This is a genomic window from Enterobacter dykesii (genome assembly GCF_008364625.2).
Taxonomy (GTDB): Bacteria; Pseudomonadota; Gammaproteobacteria; order Enterobacterales; family Enterobacteriaceae; genus Enterobacter; species Enterobacter dykesii.
The window spans coordinates 48,519-66,267 of the sequence record NZ_CP126604.1; the positions used below are offsets into that span (position 1 = coordinate 48,519).

Genomic DNA, 17,749 nt, shown 5'->3' on the forward strand with positions numbered 1-17,749 from the left:
ACTATGGATACCCGTCACCCACCCGTTCGTTTCTCGCAGCGTCTGATCAGCTGGATTGTCTGCGGCCTGATGGTCTGGCAGCCGGTGGCACCCGCCGTCGCGGCGGCGCTTACGCCGGCCGGGCAGACCACGGTCGATCGTGCGGGGAACGGGGTGCCGGTCGTCAACATCGCCACGCCCAACGGAGCGGGTATCTCGCATAACCAGTTCGGTGAGTATAACGTCGGCAACGAGGGGCTTATCCTCAATAACGGCACGGACCGCTTAACCCGGACCCAGCTGGGCGGGCTTATCCAGAACAACCCCAACCTGCAGGCCGGGCGGGAAGCGCAAGGCATCATCAACGAAGTCACGGGCGCCAGCCGCTCGCAGCTGCAGGGCTACACGGAAGTCGCCGGTAAGGCGGCAAACGTTATGGTGGCCAACCCGTACGGGATCACCTGTAACGGATGCGGATTTATCAACACCCCGAACGTCACCCTGACCACGGGGAAACCGCAGTTCGACGCCAGCGGTAACCTGCAGGCGCTGGAGGTGACGAAAGGCGCCATCACGGTTGAAGGCCAGGGGCTGGACGCCAGTAAAAGCGACGCGCTGTCGATTATTGCGCGCGCAACGGAAGTGAACGCCGCGATACATGCGAACGACCTGACGGTGACGGCAGGGGCGAACCGCGTGGGCGCAGACGGCAGCGTCAGGCCGATTGCCGGTGAGGGCGCCGCGCCCGTGGTGGCGGTGGATACCGGCGCGCTCGGCGGGATGTATGCCAACCGTATCCGCCTGGTCTCCAGCGAGGCGGGCGTGGGGGTGAACCTCGGCAACCTCACCGCGCGCCAGGGGGACATTCAGCTGGATGCGGGCGGCAGACTGACGGTCAGGAACAGCCTGGCCAGCGGCTCGATTCGCGCGAATGGCGCGGGAGTGACCCTCAGCGGCAGCCATCAGGCCGGTGGCGCGCTGAACGTGGCCAGCTCGCAGGATATGGAGCTCAGTAACAGCACGCTCGCCAGCCAGGGCGATATGCGCCTTTCTGCGGCGGGGAAAGTGCAGATGACCGGTGGCGGGACAAACAGCGCGGGCGCGCTGGCGGTCAGCAGCGGGCAGGCGATGACGCTCAGCAATACCTCCCTTATCTCCCGCGGCGCGGCGACGCTGGACAGTCAGGACACTCTGACCGTCAACGGCGGCGGCGTGTCGGCACAGGGCGGGGCGCTGACCGTCACGAGCAAACAGGGAATGGCGCTTGCGGATGCAACGCTGACGGGCCAGGCCGACACCACGCTGTCCACCGGTGGCAGCCTGACGCAGCGCGGCGGCAGCGTCACCAGCAAGGGCGCGCTCAGCGTGGCGGCCGGGAAGGATATCGCGCTGACGAATACCCGCAGCGGAAGCGATACCCGCGCGACCCTCAGCAGCGGCGGCACGCTGTCCTCCACGGGCAGTGCGGTCTCGGCAGGAGAGAGCCTGGCGCTGAGCGGCGGGCAGCTGGTGCTGGACGGCCAGAGCCGGGCCGATGCCGCGGCCGATATCCGCCTGACGGGCAGCACCGTCAGTAACCAGGGGCAGGTGAATGCGGGGCGCGACATTGCGCTCTCCGGCGACAGGGTGTCAAACGGCGGCCTGCTGGCGGCGAAAGGCCGCCTTGACGTGAACGCGGGAGAGCTGACGAATGACGGCACGGCGCAGGGCAGCGACGTCACCCTGAAGGGACAGACGGTGACCAACAACGGCACCCTGCAGAGCGCCGGCAACCTGGCGCTGAGCGCCGGAACCCTGGCGCAGCGGGGCACGCTGAGCGCGAAAGGTGATGCGACCGTCACGGCGCAGCAGACCCTGCGTAACGGCGGCAGCCTGCTGGCTGACGGCGCGATGAACGTGACGGCAGACGCGCTTGAGCAGAACGGCACCCTGTCCGGCGCGACGGCGCTGACGGCGCAGGCCGGCACCCTGACCAGCGGTCAGGCGTCCCGCACGACCAGCCAGGGCAATATACAGATTACCGCGACCCGCAGCGCCAGCCTGAACGGGCAGACGGACGCGGCGGGGGCGGTCACCGTCAGCGCCGGCGACCTGACCACCGGCCGGGATGCGCACCTGCAGAGCGGGCAGGGGCTCACCCTGCAGGCGCAGAATGCCGCGCTGAACGGCACGCAGGCGGCGAAAGGCGCCCTGTCGGTGACGGCGGGCACGATTACGCACGCCGGGAAATCCACCGGTGACGCGCTGAGCTTTAACGCGTCCGGCGACCTGACCAGCGGCGGCGAGCTCACCGCCGCTACCCTCAGCCTCAGCGGAAATAACATCCTCCAGTCCGGCGCCGCAAAAGCGGACCGCATGACCCTGACGGCCCCCGGGCGCATCACCAGCAGCGGTTCGCTGGTTGCCGGTACGCTGGCGCTGGACGCTGCCTCGGTGGAGAACGGCGGGCTGCTGCAGGGGACCACCCTGCTCGGCCTGAAGACCGGGTCACTGACGAACCTCGCGGGCGGGTCGGTCTACAGCGCGCAGGATTTAACGCTGAATATCCCGGCGCTGGCCAACAGCGGGCTTATCACCACCGACGGCACGCTGCGCATTAAAGGCGACACGCTGACAAACCAGGGCGAAATCAACGGCGTCAGCCTGAGCGGTGAGTACCTCAGCCTGACCAACACCGATACCGGACGCCTGCTGGCGGACGACCGGCTCACCCTGAACGGCACTGCGTTTACTAACGCGGGCAGTATTGCCGCCGGCGACCTGCACGTCACGGCGGACAGCCTGCAGAACCAGGGTACCGTTGAGGGGGACACGGCCCTGACGCTTGGCGTGGCAGACCTCACTAACCGCGGCGCGCTGCGCAGCGGCGGAACGCTGACGCTTAGCGGTGAAACGCTGGCTAACAGCGGCGAGCTCAGCGCCACCGCGCTGCTGCTGAACCTGACCCGCCGGGCCAGCAACGAGGCCGGCGGTCGGGTGATTGCCCGGGGCGGCCTGACGCTGACCGCCGCTGAACTTACAAACAGCGGGCTGATGGCCGGAGCCGACGCGCAGTTCAGCAGCGCGTCGGTGACCAACGGCGGCACGCTGCAGGGAACGCACTCCCTGACGGCGACCGGGGCACAGCTCAGCAACCAGCAGGCGGGCATGCTGCTCTCCGGTGGCGCGCTCGGCCTGCACCACACCACGTTAAACAACGCCGGGCTGCTGCAGGGTAACACCCTGAACCTGGCCACCGGCGAGTGGATGAACACCGGCAACGCGCTGGGGGAAGCGGGCGTGACGGCGGCGGTGACCGGCGCGCTGACCAACAGCGGTAAGGTGCTCAGCCAGCAGGCGCTGGACGTTCAGGCCGGCAATACCGATAACCGGGGCCAGCTGCTGGCGAAAGTGCTGACCCTGCGGGGCGACCTGCAGAACAGCGGCCTGCTTCAGGGCAGCAGCACGCTGGCCTGGTCCGGGAACACCTTCACGAACCAGACTCAGGGGCAGGTGACGGGCGGCGGGACCCTGACGCTCAGCGGACAAACGCTGAGCAACGCGGGCAGCCTGCAGGGGCGCAGCGCGACGCTTGACGCCGCAAGCCTGAATAACCAGGGCAGCGTTCAGGCGCTGGACGCCCTGACGCTTGCCGCGACCGGCAGGCTGGACAACACGGGCGCTCTGCTCAGTCAGAACCTGTTCACGCTGACGGCGGCGCAGCTGTTTAACGACGGCCAGCTGGCCGGGAAAGCCCTCACGGTGAAGGCTGCGCAGCTGAACAACACCGGGATTCTTCAGGGCAACGACACGCTGGCGCTGACCACCCGCGCCCTGAGCAACGGCGCCACCGGGCAGCTGATTAGCGGCAGTTCTCTGGACCTGTCCCTCGACACGCTCGATAACGCCGGCCTGCTGCTGGTGAACGGCGGGTTCACCCTGCGGGGCAGCGACCTGACGAACCGGGGCGATATTCAGGCGCAGGACCTGGATTTGGGCCTGGGCAACGCCCTGAGCAATACCGGGAACATCGTGGCCACCGGCGATGCCGCGCTTCACGCGACGACGCTGACCAGCAGCGGCACGGTGGCGGGCAGAACGCTGACCGCAGGCGCGACGGAGCTGCGCAACAGCGGCCTGATGCAGGGCAGCAGCGCGGTTAACGCCACCGCTGACCGCTTTATCAACGAACTGAACGGTAAATGGCTCTCCGGCGGCGGCTTCACGCTGACGGGCGGAGAGCTGACGAACGCCGACACGCTGCAGGGGGCGACGCTGGACATGACCGGCACCACCCTCACCAACAGCGGCACGGTGAACGGGCAGACGGGGCTCAGCGGCACGCTCGGCGGGGCGTTAACCAATACCGGGCTGCTGCAGAGCGGCGGCGCGACCGCCTTCACCGCGAACACCCTGGCGAACCCGGGGCGCATCACCGGCGGCACGCTGTCCCTCACTGCCCGCGATATGAACAACGGCGGGCTGATGCAGGGAACGAACGGCCTGACGCTCACCGGGACCACGCTGACCACGGGCGCGGCCTCGCGCACCCTCTCCGGCGGCATGCTGACGCTGGACGCAGGCCAGCTGGCCACCCAGGGCACGCTGCAGGGGAACGGCGCGGACATCCGCGCCAGCGACTGGACGCACGGCGGGTCCCTGCTCAGCCAGGGAACGCTGACGGCAAATGCGGGCGGCACGCTGACCTCGTCCGGCTCGCTGATGAGCCAGGGGCGGGCGGATATCACCGCGCAGACGCTGGATAACCGCGGGCAGCTCCTCAGCGAAGGGGACGTGACGCTCGGCGGCAGCACGCTTAAAAACAGCGGCACCGTGCAGGGGAACACCCTCGCGCTGCGCCAGGACAGCATTAACAACCAGGGCACCCTGACCGGCCTGCAGAGCCTGACCGTTCAGGGGCAGCAGCGGCTGATGGCGCGTATGGCGATGGCCGCGCCGCAGCAGGAACTCATTAACGGCGCAGGCGGTAAGCTGCTTACTCAGGGCACCCTGACGATTGCGTCCGGAGCGGTGACCAACGCCGGCAGCTGGCAGGCGCAGAACATCCTGCTTAACGCCCGGTCGCTCACCAACAGCGGCGCGGTGCAGAGCGCTGACGGGCTGCAGATGACGCTGGCCGACACGCTCACCGGAATCACGGGCAGTAAGATTACCGCGCTGGGTACGGCCACGCTGCAGGCCGCCACGCTGGCGAACCAGGGGCAGTGGGCGGCGAAAAACCTGACGCTGACGGGCGGCACGCTCAGCAACAGCGGCGCCATCAGCGGGGTGAATGGCCTGACCCTCAGCCAGACCGGCGCGGTCAGCCAGCAGTCTGGCGGCACCCTGCTCTCCGGCGGGGCGCTGAACGTCACGGCGGCCTCCGTCACCAGCGACGGCAAAATGCAGGGGAGCACGCTTGGCATCACCACCGGGGCGCTCACCAACGGCGGACGCCTGCAGGGCGATAACGGCGCGACGCTGGCCCTCAGCGGGACGCTGACCAACAGCAGCGGAGGCGAAATCGTCAGCCGCGATGGCCTGACGCTGACCGCGCCCGCGCTGTTTAACTACGGCCTGATTCAGGGCGGCGGCGAGACGCGCGTGACCGCCTCCTCGCAGGCGCGTAACGACGGCAGGCTGCTGTCCGGCGCGCGCCTGACGCTCGGCACGCCGCAGTTCACCGGCACCGGCTGGCTGCAGGCCACCGACCTGATACTCAATGCGGCAAACGCCACCAACGGCGGCACGTGGGTGGCCGACCGGGCCACGCTGACCGGCACCACCTTTACCAGCCAGGGCACCACCCAGGCGGGACAGCTGACGGTTAACTACGGCCAGCTGAACAACAGCGGCACGCTGCTCGGCAACGCGCAGCTGAACATTAATGCCGACCAGGTGACCCAGAGCGCGGGCGGTAAGCTGCTGAGCGGCGGCAACCTGTGGCTGCAGAGCCGGGGGCTGGACCTCACCGGCCAGCTGGTCTCCCTGGGGGACTTAACGCTGCAGCTGACGAACGCGTTTACCAGCCGGACCGCCGTGGCGGCAGGCAGAACCCTGACCATCAGCAGCGGCGGCGACATCGATAACCGCAGCGTGCTGCAGGGGCAGGCCGTTAACCTCAGCGCGGGCGGGCAGCTCAGCAACAACGGACAAATCACCACCGGCGGCGGCACGAGTACGCTCTCCGGCAGCAGCGTGGCGCTGAACGCCGCGGGCTCGGTGCAGGGCGGGGGCGACATCACCGTGGCCAGCCGGAGCAACATTACCGTCGACGGCTTCACCGGCACGCGCGGCTCGCTGACCCTGAGCGCGCCGGGCGCCATCGTCAACACCGCGCTGCTGTACGCGGCGAATAACCTGGCGCTGTTTGCCGACAGCATCACCAACCGGCGCGGCGACATCATGGCGGGAAACAACCTGTGGATGCAGCGGGATGCGGCGGGGAATGCCAACAGCCAGGTGGTGAACACGTCGGGGAATATTGAGACGCAGAATGGCGATATTGGGATCAGGACGGGGCATTTGCTGAACCAAAGGGATGGTCTGGTGGTGCTTAACAGCAAAACCGAAAACCTGATGGAGCAGGTCAAGTGGTTGAAGGACGGCTATGCGGATATCCCTCTTTCTGAGCTGATCGCGGGAACCGATTATGGCTATATTGTCATGGAATCCTGCAGCGGCGGTGGCAGTCCAGGGCACGGAGCTGGTCCTACATGCAGGGATATAGCTACTCCGATGCCGATGAAAAACAGTCCGGCGAAAGAGATTGCGATTTTACGAACAACACAAACTGTGTCCGCAAATGGTGGAGCGGGACGGATTAGTTCAGCCCAGGGGATGGTCATTCAGGCGGGACAACTGGAAAATAATGCCAGTACACTGCTTGCCGCGAAAGATATGTTCCTTTCTGGTACGACTCTGCAAAATCAGTCATGGACTGATGGTACGGTGACGCGTTACAGGACATATGTTGCCGACCGTGAGCAATATAATCGTAAAGCAAATCCCTCCGCGTCGGTAGACGCAGATGTTTATAAGAAGACCCCCATTCACTATGTTGCACAGGGTGATGATCGGGACGAAGGATCCGGAGGAACAGTATATCGTTCTGTCATCCAGGCGGGCGGTAACGTTACCGCAAACTTCACCAGCAACATCAGCAACACTAATACCACCGCCAATGCAGGCGGCGTCAGCAACGTCATCTCCACCCCGTCGCTGAACACCCTCAGCAACCAGAGCGTCGGCAGCGGCGTGCAAAAACAGGGGCTGAACACGACCGGCACCGTGGCGGTGAATTCGCCGCAGTGGAACGACCAGCTCCAGGGTGCGCTGCAGCAGCTTAACGGCGGCGGTGCGCTGGAAAATGGCGGCGCGTCCGGCACGCCTCTCAGCAACATTGGCACCACGCAGAAAGGCAACGCGAACCTCGGCCAGCTGGGCGCGCTGGCGAACGCCGGAGTCACCACCGCCGATCTCCGAACCGCTCAGGGCGGAGCCGTCGGGCATTATCAGGGACAGCGCGTCGATACCAGCGCTTATCCGCTTCCGTCGGGCAACAACGGCTATTTTGTCTTCTCCGACAACCCGAAAAGCCCGTACCTGATCGGCATCAACCCGAAACTGAACGGTCTCGGACAGCTTGATCCCGCCCTGTTTGCCGACCTGAACGCGATGCTCGGGATCAAACCGTCGTCCACGGCGCCGCAGGAGACGCGGCTGGCGTTTACCGACGAGAAGCAGTTCCTCGGCTCGTCCTATATGCTGGGGCGCCTCAACCTGAACCCGGATTACGATTACCGCTTCCTCGGCGATGCGGCGTTCGATACCCGCTATGTCTCCAACGTGGTGCTCAACCAGACCGGTAACCGCTACCTGAACGGCATCGGCTCCGATCTGGATCAGATGCGCTATCTGATGGACAACGCCGCGGCGGCGCAGCAGTCGCTGGGCCTGCAGTTTGGCGTCTCGCTGACCGCCGATCAGATTGCCGCACTCGATCACAGCCTGCTGTGGTGGGAGAAAGCCACCGTCAACGGCGAAACCGTGATGGTGCCGAAACTCTACCTGTCGCCGAAGGACGTCACCGTCAATAACGGCAGCGTGATCGCGGGCAACAACGTCACCCTGAAGGGAGGCAGCATCACCAACAGCGGCAGCACGCTGCTGGCGAAAAACAGCCTGACGCTCGACAGCCAGAACAGCATCAGCAACCTCAGCAACGGCCTGATGAAAGCGGGCGGCGACCTTAACCTGAGCGCCATAGGCGATATCAATAACATCAGCTCCACCATCAGCGGCAAAACGGTCGCGCTGGAGAGCCTGGACGGCAGCATCAACAACCTGACCCAGGTTGAGCAGATTGATATCAACGCCGGAGGGAAGTACGGCAACATCGGCCTGAAGGACACGATTCTTGGCAACACGGCGTCCATTACCGCGCAGGATGGTCTGTCGCTTGAGGCGGGTAAAAACATCACCGTTACCGGGGCGAACCTGGCCTCCGGCGGCGATATGCTGCTGAACGCGTGGGGCGATATTGCCGTCAACGCGAATCAGATCAACGACGCATTCAGCTCCAGCCGTGCGAAAACCAGCCGCTCGTCCGTCACGTATCAGGGCAGTAACCTCACCGCGGGCGGCAACCTGCTGGTGAATGCCGGGCACAACCTTGACGTGACCGCCAGCGACCTGAAGGCGGGCGGCAGCGCGGGGCTGAGCGCGGGCAACGACCTGAACCTGAACGCGGAGCAAACAAGCGAAAGCAGCCGGAAAGGGAAAAGCGAGTCCCACAGTACCGGGCTCGACCGCACCACGATTTCCGCAGGCGATAACCTGGTCCTGAAGGCCGGGCAGGATATCAACGCCCAGGCCGCCGCGCTGGCGGCGGAGAAAAGCGTCGGGCTGCAGGCGGGTCGCGACGTGAATCTGGCTGCGGAAGAGACCACGCAGGGCGACAGCTACAGGTCAGGCAAGAAAACCGTTATTAACGAATCGGTGCGTCAGCAGGGAACCGAGATCGCCAGCGGGGCGAATACCCAAATCCTCGCCGGGCGCGATGTCACCACCGAAGCCGCGCAGGTGACGGCGAAGGGCGATATCGGCGTGGCGGCAGGCCGCGACGTCAATCTCAATACCGCAACCGAAAGCGATTATCACTACAAAGAGCAGACCAAAACCAAAAAAGGTTTCCTCAGCAAGAAAACCACCCACACCATCGAGGAGAACAGCGCGACGCGTGAATCCGGCTCATTGCTGAGCGGCGATAACGTGCAGGTGGTGGCAGGCAATAACCTGCTGGTGAACGGTTCCGCCGTGGCGGGCGATGGCGACGTGCAGCTTAAGGCGGGCAACAACGTCGATATCGTGGCAGCCACGAACAGCGACACCTCCTGGCGCTTTAAGGAAGAGAAAAAATCCGGCCTGATGGGCTCGGGCGGGATTGGTTTCACCATCGGCAGCAGCAAAAGCACGCACGATCTCCGTGAGAAGGGCACCACCCAGAGCCAGAGCTTCAGTACGGTGGGTTCGACGGGGGGTAACGTCGCGATTTCTGCCGGAAACCAGGCTCACATCGGCGGCGCGGATCTTATCGCCGGGAAGGATTTAAGCCTCAGCGGCGACAGCGTCATCATCGAGCCGGGGCACGACAGGCGCACCCGGGATGAAACCTTCGAGCAGAAGAAAAGCGGGCTCACCGTGGCGCTCTCCGGCACCGTCGGTAGCGCTATTAACAATGCCGTGAGCGCGGCGCAGGAGACCAAAGAGCAAAGTGATGGCCGTCTGAAAGCCCTTCAGGCCACCAAAACGGTGCTGTCCGGCGTGCAGGCCGGGCAGGCAGCGGATATGGCGGCAACCACCGGCGACCCGAACGCAATGGGTGTGAGCCTCTCGCTGACGACCCAGAAGTCGAAATCACAGCAGCATGCTGAGAGTGATGCGGTGGCAGGCAGCACGCTGAACGCAGGCAACAATCTCTCCATCACCGCAAACGGCAAAAACAAAGGTGCAAACAGCGGCGACATCGTGATTGCGGGCAGCCAGCTTAAAGCCGGGGGCGATACCACGCTGGATGCACAGAACGACATTCTGCTGTCCGGCGCGGCGAATACCCAAAAAACCAGCGGCAAGAACAGCAGCAGCGGTGGCGGTATTGGGGTAAGCATCGGTGCCGGAGGTAGCGGTGCGGGTATCAGCGTGTTTGCCAACGTTAACGCCGCGCACGGCAAGGATAAAGGTAACGGTACCGACTGGACCGAAACCACAATCGACAGCGGCAAAAACGTCACCCTAAAAAGCGGGCACGACACCGTGCTTGATGGCGCCCAGGTTAACGGCAATAAAATCGTGGCAGACGTTGGTCACGACCTGCTGATGCGCAGCCAGCAGAACAACAGCGACTACGACAGCAAGCAGACCAGCGTTGCGGCCGGGGGCAGCTTCACCTTCGGCACCATGTCCGGTTCAGGCTATATCAACGCCAGCCAGGACAAGATGAAGAGCCGCTTTGATTCGGTGGCCGAACAGACCGGGCTGTATGCCGGGGACGGCGGGTTCGATATCACCGTGGGGCATCATACCCAGCTTGATGGCGCGGTTATCGCCTCTACCGCCACGCCGGACAAAAACAGCCTCGATACCGGGACGCTGGGCTTTAGCGATATCCACAACGAAGCGGACTTTAAAACCTCGCACTCCGGTATCAGCCTGAGCGGCGGCGGCAGCTTCGGGGATAAATTCCAGGGCAACCTGCCGGGCGGCATGATCTCCGCTGCGGGTAATAAAGGCCATAAGGAAGGCACCACGCAGGCCGCGGTGGCAGAGGCCTCCCTCACTATCCGCGACAAGGCAAACCAGAAGCAGGAAGTGGCCGATCTCAGCCGCGACACCGAACATGCCAACGACAGCATCAGCCCAATCTTCGACAAGGAGAAAGAGCAGAACCGTCTGAACGCGATTGGGATGATCAGCGACATTGGCAGCCAGGTGGCGGATATTGCCAGGACGCAGGGTGACCTGAACGGGCTGAAGGCGGCAAAGGATAAATACGGTGATATTCCGGCTAACGCGACAGAAAAAGATCGCCAGGATTATCTGGCGAAACTGCGTGCTACGCCGGAATATAAAAAGACGCAGGAAAAATATGGTACCGGCAGCGATCTGCAGCGCGGCATCCAGGCAGCTACGGCAGCTCTTCAGGGACTGGCGGGCGGCAATATCGGAGGGGCGCTGGCGGGCGCGTCAGCACCGGAGCTGGCGTACATTATCGGTCACCGTGCAGGCATTAATGACGACACGGCGGCAAAAGCGATTGCCCATGCTATCCTCGGCGGCGTAACCGCAGCGCTTCAGGGCAACAGTGCCGCAGCGGGTGCTGTGGGGGCCGCATCCGGCGAACTGATTGCGACAGCAATCGCCAGACAGTTCTATCCGGACACAGACCCGTCGAAACTGACGGAAGAGCAGAAGCAGACCGTGAGCACGCTGGCATCTGTTTCAGCGGGCATAGCAGGCGGAATTGCCGGGGGAAATACGGCTGGTGCGGCGGCTGGAGCCAGTGCCGGGAAGAACAGTGTTGAGAATAACTTCTTTGGTAAGGCTCTGGTAGAAGGATGTGCGATTGCAGCTCCTTGCCGTACCAAAGTCGCCGAACAGTTACTGGAAATTGGGGTAAAAGCGGGCATTACCGGGATTGTTGCGAAGGAAATAGCGGATAAGATCTCTGCTGAAGAGCTGGATCATCTGGTCACCCTGAAAATGATGGGCAATGATGATATTACCAGCAAGTATCTGGGGCTGCTGGAAGGTAAGTATGGCCCCTCCAATACAGGTGGTGATCAAATTGCTGACTCAGGGCCAACAAATACAGGTGGCAATCAGACCGCTACCGGAAATACCCCATCGCATACGGGGAACAATCAGCTTTCTGGTCAGGGTGCGACACATACCGGAAACACAGACGGTGTGCCGGATACTGGCGGCAATACCACTGTTACACCGATCCCAGATGGGCCAAATAAGGATGATTTGGCGTATTTATCAGAGGATAATAAATACGTTCCTAGCCCTAAACATGCTGCTGGTGGCTGGGGAACCCCAATGGATTTGAGCGACAGCAAAGCGCAAGAGGTTTTAAATAACTCAATCCAAGGCGGTAAGCAACGTTATGGTGTAACGGATGGGAAGGTTTATGAATTTCAACCAGATAATGTAGGGGGGTGGCATGGTTATCCGATCCCTGGCAATGAGGCACCACCAAAGGTTTTGAGAGAGCTATTATCTCGTGGTGATATTAGTAAAGTCGAATACAACAAAATGATAAAAGGTAAATTGTAATGAACAAGCTAAATATTACTTCAAAAAACGTTTGTTTTTATAATGAACCACAGCTTATTGAAATTTCAGTAAGTGAACAAAAAACACACACTCTATATGCAGGGTACGTAGACTTACATAATTTAGTTGGGTGGCTAATAGACAATGAACAGGTAATCAGGAAGGAAAAATTTCCTTCAGACTTGACTGAACAATGCTTTATAGCAAAAAAAGTAGCTGAATTTTATGAGTCTCTGGATACAGAGAATGATGAATTAATTGACTTAATGTTTGAGTATCGGTCATCTCATTGCCTTAGGTTTGGTTGCCGAGGCACTGATTTTCCCGAAATTTACATCGGGAAAATAAATAATAATTATGAAGTTTCATTGTTAAGTGAAAATGACACATGGAGCTATTTATTTGATATAGATGACTTTTATTGCAAGGTTAAAGCCTTGGGCAAAGGGCTGGGGTTATGATCATTAACATGTTGGAAAGTCATTTCTTATTTCGATGGTTATGAATAGTTAGGTCACCTGACAACCTGCGGTCTTCATATTCGATGATAAAACATTAGTTCCTCTTGTGATTGAGGAGCAGTAGCATGATCGGGAGAAAAAGGCGCTTCGGGGAAAAAAATTGCCTGGTCGGAAGAGCAGTAGGCGAAAACAGCTGTAACTAACAGAAGGAATAGCGAAAAATAGTGTTCGCCATAGAACCTGCGTTGAAAAGAGTTGTTGTTGAGAATAACTCGCTGGATGATATCGTAGGGCTGCTTGCTTCGGGGCTAACATCGAAGTATTAATTCGACAAGCTGAATAAGGGAGAAGAAGAACTGTTCAGGCGGGAATAATGTGCCGGCTTAAGTCCGAGCACCTGCGGTGCCAAAATGTATGATCAGCACCGTGCAGCACTGAAATATATGGCCTCTCTTGGTGTGGACTTCTTACCCATTGCTCGAGTTATCAAAGGATTGCGGAGACGGATCTGCAGTAGATTACCTGACCATTGTAATAGGTATATGATGATTAATCCGCGACTAAAACTTTTCTTATTACTGGTATTACTCTGGATGTCAGGCCTCTTTATCACCATGGCTGCAGGCCGTCTGCTAATTGCAGCGGCCTCGTATCTCTTCCTTAATGATTTTGATTTCAAGTGGAGCGACTTGATTACTGCGCTCAAAATCTCTGTAGGCGCAGGGTTCATCATTGGAGGGGGGCAGTCCCTGCAGGTGAAAGAGAAAAAATGAAAATTTCATTTTATTGGGCTTCAAAGGAAGAGAATGCGGCTTACCCCAGCCTCTCCACCCTGGTCTCCCCCTCCACCATAGATAACTGATACAGCGAAAACGACCTCTGCTTCTCAATCAACTTCGCCAGCTCCGGCGAGTGGCTGGTGAGCCAGATCTGCGAGTAGCGGCTGGCCTCGGCGATTAAGCTCGCCAGGGCGGGCAGCATCTGCGGGTGCAGGCTATTTTCCGGTTCGTTCAACGCGATAAACGCCGGTGGGCGCGGGCTGAGCAGCGCCACAGCCAGGCACAGAAAGCGCAGGGTGCCGTCGGAGAACTCTGCGGGTTCCAGCGGTCTGCTCAGCCCCTCGCGCTGCATCATCATGCGAAAACGCCCGCCGGTGTTGTCGCTGTAAAACACGCAGCCGGGAAAGGCCTGGTCAAGAATGCGCATCAGCAGCAGCTCGTCGCCGATCTCCACGATGGTCTGAAACGCGGCCGCCAGGTTGGCACCGTCGCTGGCCAGCACCGGGGAGCGGAAACCGACCTGCGGGGCGCGCATCGCCGAGCCAATTGATACAGAAAACTCATGATAAAAGCGCCAGTTACGCAGGGACTCGCGCATCTGCGACACTTCCGGGTAAAGATGCGGTTCGCCGAGCTGTCCAAATACCGATTCGTTCTCGTATAGCGTGCCGCTGTGGGTCACCTTCTCGTGATGCACGTTGTTCAGAAACACCGCCTGGTTCTTACGCTTCATCAGCTGTGACGAGGGCCGACGGTGCTGGCCGCTCAGCCAGATGGACTCCTCTTTGATCACCGGGTCAAGCTGAAACTGCGAGGGATAGGGCAGCTTCTCCACAAACCCGACCTGCAGCTCGTATTCGTAGGTCTCTGTTTCCACCGCGAGGTTCATCCGCCGCAGCTGGTCGCTACGGGTTTTGCCTGCCCAGAACACCTTCAGAATGCCGCCCTCGTTCGCCAGCGCCTGGGAAAACTGCCCCTGCGCGGCGCTGTGCATCAGATGTATCGCCTTGTAGATATTCGATTTTCCGGTGCCGTTCGGCCCGAAGACGATATTAAGCTGCTCCAGCTCCAGCGACATCTCGCGGATGGAGCGGTAGTTTTGAATGTGCAGGGTGTTGATCACAGGCAGGCCCCTTTCGCAGAATAAGCCTGTATATAATCACAGTCTTTGAGGTTAAATGCAAAAAAAGAGACGACAGTGAGGATGTCGTCTAAACGGGGTACTGCTTTGGGCCTCTATGGGTCAATGGGGCCTTCGCATTTTTATGATCACTTGACTGCCAGACGCAGACCCAAATCATCAGGATAGGGATCAAAGTAGTTTTGCGTCATCAGATACCGGTCGGGGTATTCGGCCAGGTAGTGCTTCAGCAGCGTGATCGGGGCGAGAATAGGCAACTGTCCGTTGCGATAGTGCAGGATCACGTCGCGCAGCTCGCCGCGCTGGCGGGTGTTCAGCTGGTTACGGAAATACCCCTGAATATGCATCAGCACGTTGGTGTGATTCTTCCGCGAGGCGGGTTTTTTCAGGATGGTCATCAGCTTTTCCCGGTACGCCACGAAGAAGGCGTCCAGGTCTTCCCACTCGTGCAGCGAGGCAACGAACGGGCCGATTTCACGGTAGCCCGCCTGATGGTGCGCCAGCAGCTGAAGTTTGTAACGGCTGTGGAAGTCCAGCAGCGCGCGGCGCGTGAGTCCGTTTTTACGCAGCGTGTTTAGCTCGTGCAGGGCAAATACCCGCTCGATAAAGTTTTCCCGCAGCACCGGGTCGTGCAGCCGACCGTCTTCCTCGACGGGCAGCCACGGGTAGGTTTCAAGAAGGGCGGCGGTGAACAGCCCGACGCCCTCCTTGCGGCCCCGGTTGCCGTTTTCATCGTACAGCCGCACGCGTTCCAGGCCGCAGCTCGGGGATTTTGCACAGACGATAAATCCCGACAGATCGCCGATTTTTGGCAGATAGTCCGCCGTAAAGTCGGCCATTTTATGCGTGAGGTCATCATGAGGCGGCTTGCTGAAACGGAGCTGCGTTTCGCCGCTTTCCGTCAGCGTCAGGCGTATGGCCGGGCGAGGCGTCGGGAGGCCGATGGCCATTTCCGGGCAGACGGGCCTGAAATTCACCCACTGGGCCAGCTCATCCATGACGAAGCCCATACGCTTGTGTCCGCCGTCAAAGCGAACGGCGGATCCGGTCAAACATCCGCTAATACCGAGCACAGGTTTCGTTGTCATGGTGTAGTCCTCCCGTTCATATAATTAAAACTTACACAACATGACTAATTTGTCCAAGTATTCGCGGAACTATTTTTTTTATTCCTTTAGAATCAATGCGTATTAACTGCCCTTGTAGGTCGAGTAACCGTACTGGCTCAGCAGCAGCGGGATGTGCAGCTTCTCGTTGGTACGGGTCACGGTAAACAGCACCGGGATCTCCGGGAAGAAGGAGTCCAGCTTTTTGCCGTGGAAGTACTCTGCGGTTTTGAAGGTCACTTTATACACGCCAGGCTGCATGTCCTGATCCTGCGGATAGAGCGATTTGATTCGTCCGTCATGGTCGGTTTTGCCGCTGGCAATCGGGGTCCATTTGTCCTGCTGCTGCTTCTCCAGCGTAACGGTCACGTCTGATGGCGGCATCCCGGTTTGCTGGTCGAGAATGTGGACGCTCAGCGTGCCGGCAGGGGCGCTAAAGGCAGCAGGGGCAAAGGCCATCGAGGCCAGGATCAGCAGAGGGGCAGTTTTTTTCATGGTGTTTTCCTGTTGAGTTATACGTCACAGGAAAACGTTAGCATCTGCGGCGCGGGAAAATATTCAACTTTTCGTGAAGATTCCCGCAGGAGAAAATTATCAGAGGATAATCACTTCAAGCGATACCTGCTGCTGCCACTGCTCCACCTGTTTTTTCCGCCCGGCGGTGAGTTTGCCGCTGGTGACCAGAAGCCATTTACGCTCCGGGAAAATTTCCGGTGCCAGCGCGTCAGGCGGAACCGGCAGGATGTCGATTCGGTGGCCCTGCCCGGTGCGCGTTAAGGCTTCGAGCCAGATCTCGCACGGGTCGTTCAGGTGCCAGCCGCTGAGCAGAATGTTATCGCCCGGCGCTTTTTTATCGCCTTCGAGGCAAAACGAGGTGTAGGCGATGATGATGCCGTCGAGGATCGCGCGCAGGGTCATGGCGGCGGCGACGTTGGCCGAGACCTGGCTGCGCAGCGGACGCAGCACGTTCGCGACCAGCTCCGGCCTTGGGTATTCGCGTCCGGCGTCGTAAATCATCTGGCGCAGGGACTCGACCTTGCCGTCCTGCAGGCGTTGCAGCATGTTCTGCTGCAGGGTTTGCCAGTTGTTGGTCCGTCCCGCCGTTGGGCGTTCCAGCAGCGGTTTGACCTGGCCGATCGGGACGCCTTTTTTTACCCAGTCGAGGATTTTGAGGGCCTGCTGAACGTCCTCATCGCTGTACTGGCGGTGGCCGCCTTCCGTGCGCTGTGGCTTGAGTAAACCATAGCGACGCTGCCACGCCCGCAGGGTGGTGGCGGTGATGCCGCTGAGTCTGGCGAATTCGCCGATGGAGTAAGCCATGTCCGTGTCCAGAGTGGAGGAATACTCTCAATATACTACGAATTTTCCCGAACGGGATGAAGCGCCGAAACGGTGCACTACACTTAACATCCAACCGTGCAAATGAAAGGAATTCTCATGAAGCTATGGCCTGTTGTGACCGGTGTTGCCATTGCGCTGACGCTGGTCGCCTGTAAATCCCCTACGCCACCGAAAGGCGTGCAGCCTATCACCAACTTCGAAGCCAGCCGCTATCTCGGCAAATGGTACGAAGTCGCCCGTCTGGAAAACCGCTTTGAGCGCGGGCTGGAACAGGTAACCGCTACCTACGGCAAGCGCAGCGACGGCGGTATTAGCGTGCTCAACCGGGGCTACGATCCGGTGAAGAACAAGTGGAACGAGAGCGAGGGGAAAGCGTACTTTACCGGCGAACCGACCACGGCCGCGCTGAAGGTCTCCTTCTTCGGCCCGTTCTACGGCGGCTACAACGTGATCAGGCTGGACGATAAGTACCAGTACGCGCTGGTCAGCGGCCCGAACCGCGACTACCTGTGGATCCTGTCGCGCACGCCAACCATTCCGGATGCGGTGAAGCAGGATTACCTGAACACCGCGCGCAGCCTGGGCTTCCGGGTTGACCAGCTGGTGTGGGTGAAGCAATAGCCC

Annotated in this window: 8 protein-coding genes; 4 read left to right on the top strand and 4 right to left on the bottom strand. The window is 60.5% G+C overall.

The features are described 5' to 3' along the window. The first annotated feature begins 3 nt into the window (after positions 1-3). The 3 genes from F0320_RS00240 to F0320_RS00250 all read left to right on the top strand — a co-directional run bounded on the left by F0320_RS00240 (position 4) and on the right by F0320_RS00250 (position 13,531). Positions 4-12,297 carry a hemagglutinin repeat-containing protein gene (locus tag F0320_RS00240; RefSeq protein ID WP_240168058.1) on the top strand — a complete coding sequence of 4,098 codons (12,294 nt, stop codon included), beginning with the start codon at positions 4-6 and terminating at the stop codon, positions 12,295-12,297. Next, on the top strand, positions 12,297-12,758 hold the full coding sequence (locus tag F0320_RS00245; protein WP_149323939.1) for a hypothetical protein: 462 nt from the start codon (positions 12,297-12,299) through the stop codon (positions 12,756-12,758). Before F0320_RS00240 ends, F0320_RS00245 begins: the two co-directional genes overlap by 1 nt. Positions 12,759-13,168: 410 nt before the next feature. Continuing rightward, positions 13,169-13,531 (top strand): hypothetical protein, encoded by a 363-nt coding sequence (locus F0320_RS00250; protein WP_126330392.1) that lies wholly within the window; start codon positions 13,169-13,171, stop codon positions 13,529-13,531. Between the two features lie 40 nt (positions 13,532-13,571). On the opposite strand, the gene F0320_RS00255 is transcribed toward F0320_RS00250, so the two are convergent. From F0320_RS00255 to F0320_RS00270, 4 genes are all read right to left on the bottom strand, one after another. Then, positions 13,572-14,660 (bottom strand): AAA family ATPase, encoded by a 1,089-nt coding sequence (locus F0320_RS00255; protein ID WP_109845917.1) that lies wholly within the window; start codon positions 14,658-14,660, stop codon positions 13,572-13,574. Between the two features lie 146 nt (positions 14,661-14,806). Next, positions 14,807-15,766, bottom strand: coding sequence for a YbgA family protein (locus F0320_RS00260; protein ID WP_126330394.1), 960 nt, complete (start codon positions 15,764-15,766; stop codon positions 14,807-14,809). 102 nt (positions 15,767-15,868) lie between these two features. Then, positions 15,869-16,279, bottom strand: coding sequence for a hydroxyisourate hydrolase (gene uraH / locus F0320_RS00265; RefSeq protein WP_033147068.1), 411 nt, complete (start codon positions 16,277-16,279; stop codon positions 15,869-15,871). Positions 16,280-16,378: 99 nt separating this feature from the next. Then, positions 16,379-17,104 (bottom strand): MerR family transcriptional regulator, encoded by a 726-nt coding sequence (locus F0320_RS00270; protein WP_126330396.1) that lies wholly within the window; start codon positions 17,102-17,104, stop codon positions 16,379-16,381. 117 nt (positions 17,105-17,221) lie between these two features. Here F0320_RS00270 and F0320_RS00275 point away from each other — a divergent pair, with 117 nt between their 5' ends. After that, on the top strand, positions 17,222-17,746 hold the full coding sequence (locus tag F0320_RS00275; protein ID WP_008500115.1) for a lipocalin family protein: 525 nt from the start codon (positions 17,222-17,224) through the stop codon (positions 17,744-17,746). Positions 17,747-17,749: the final 3 nt, after the last annotated feature.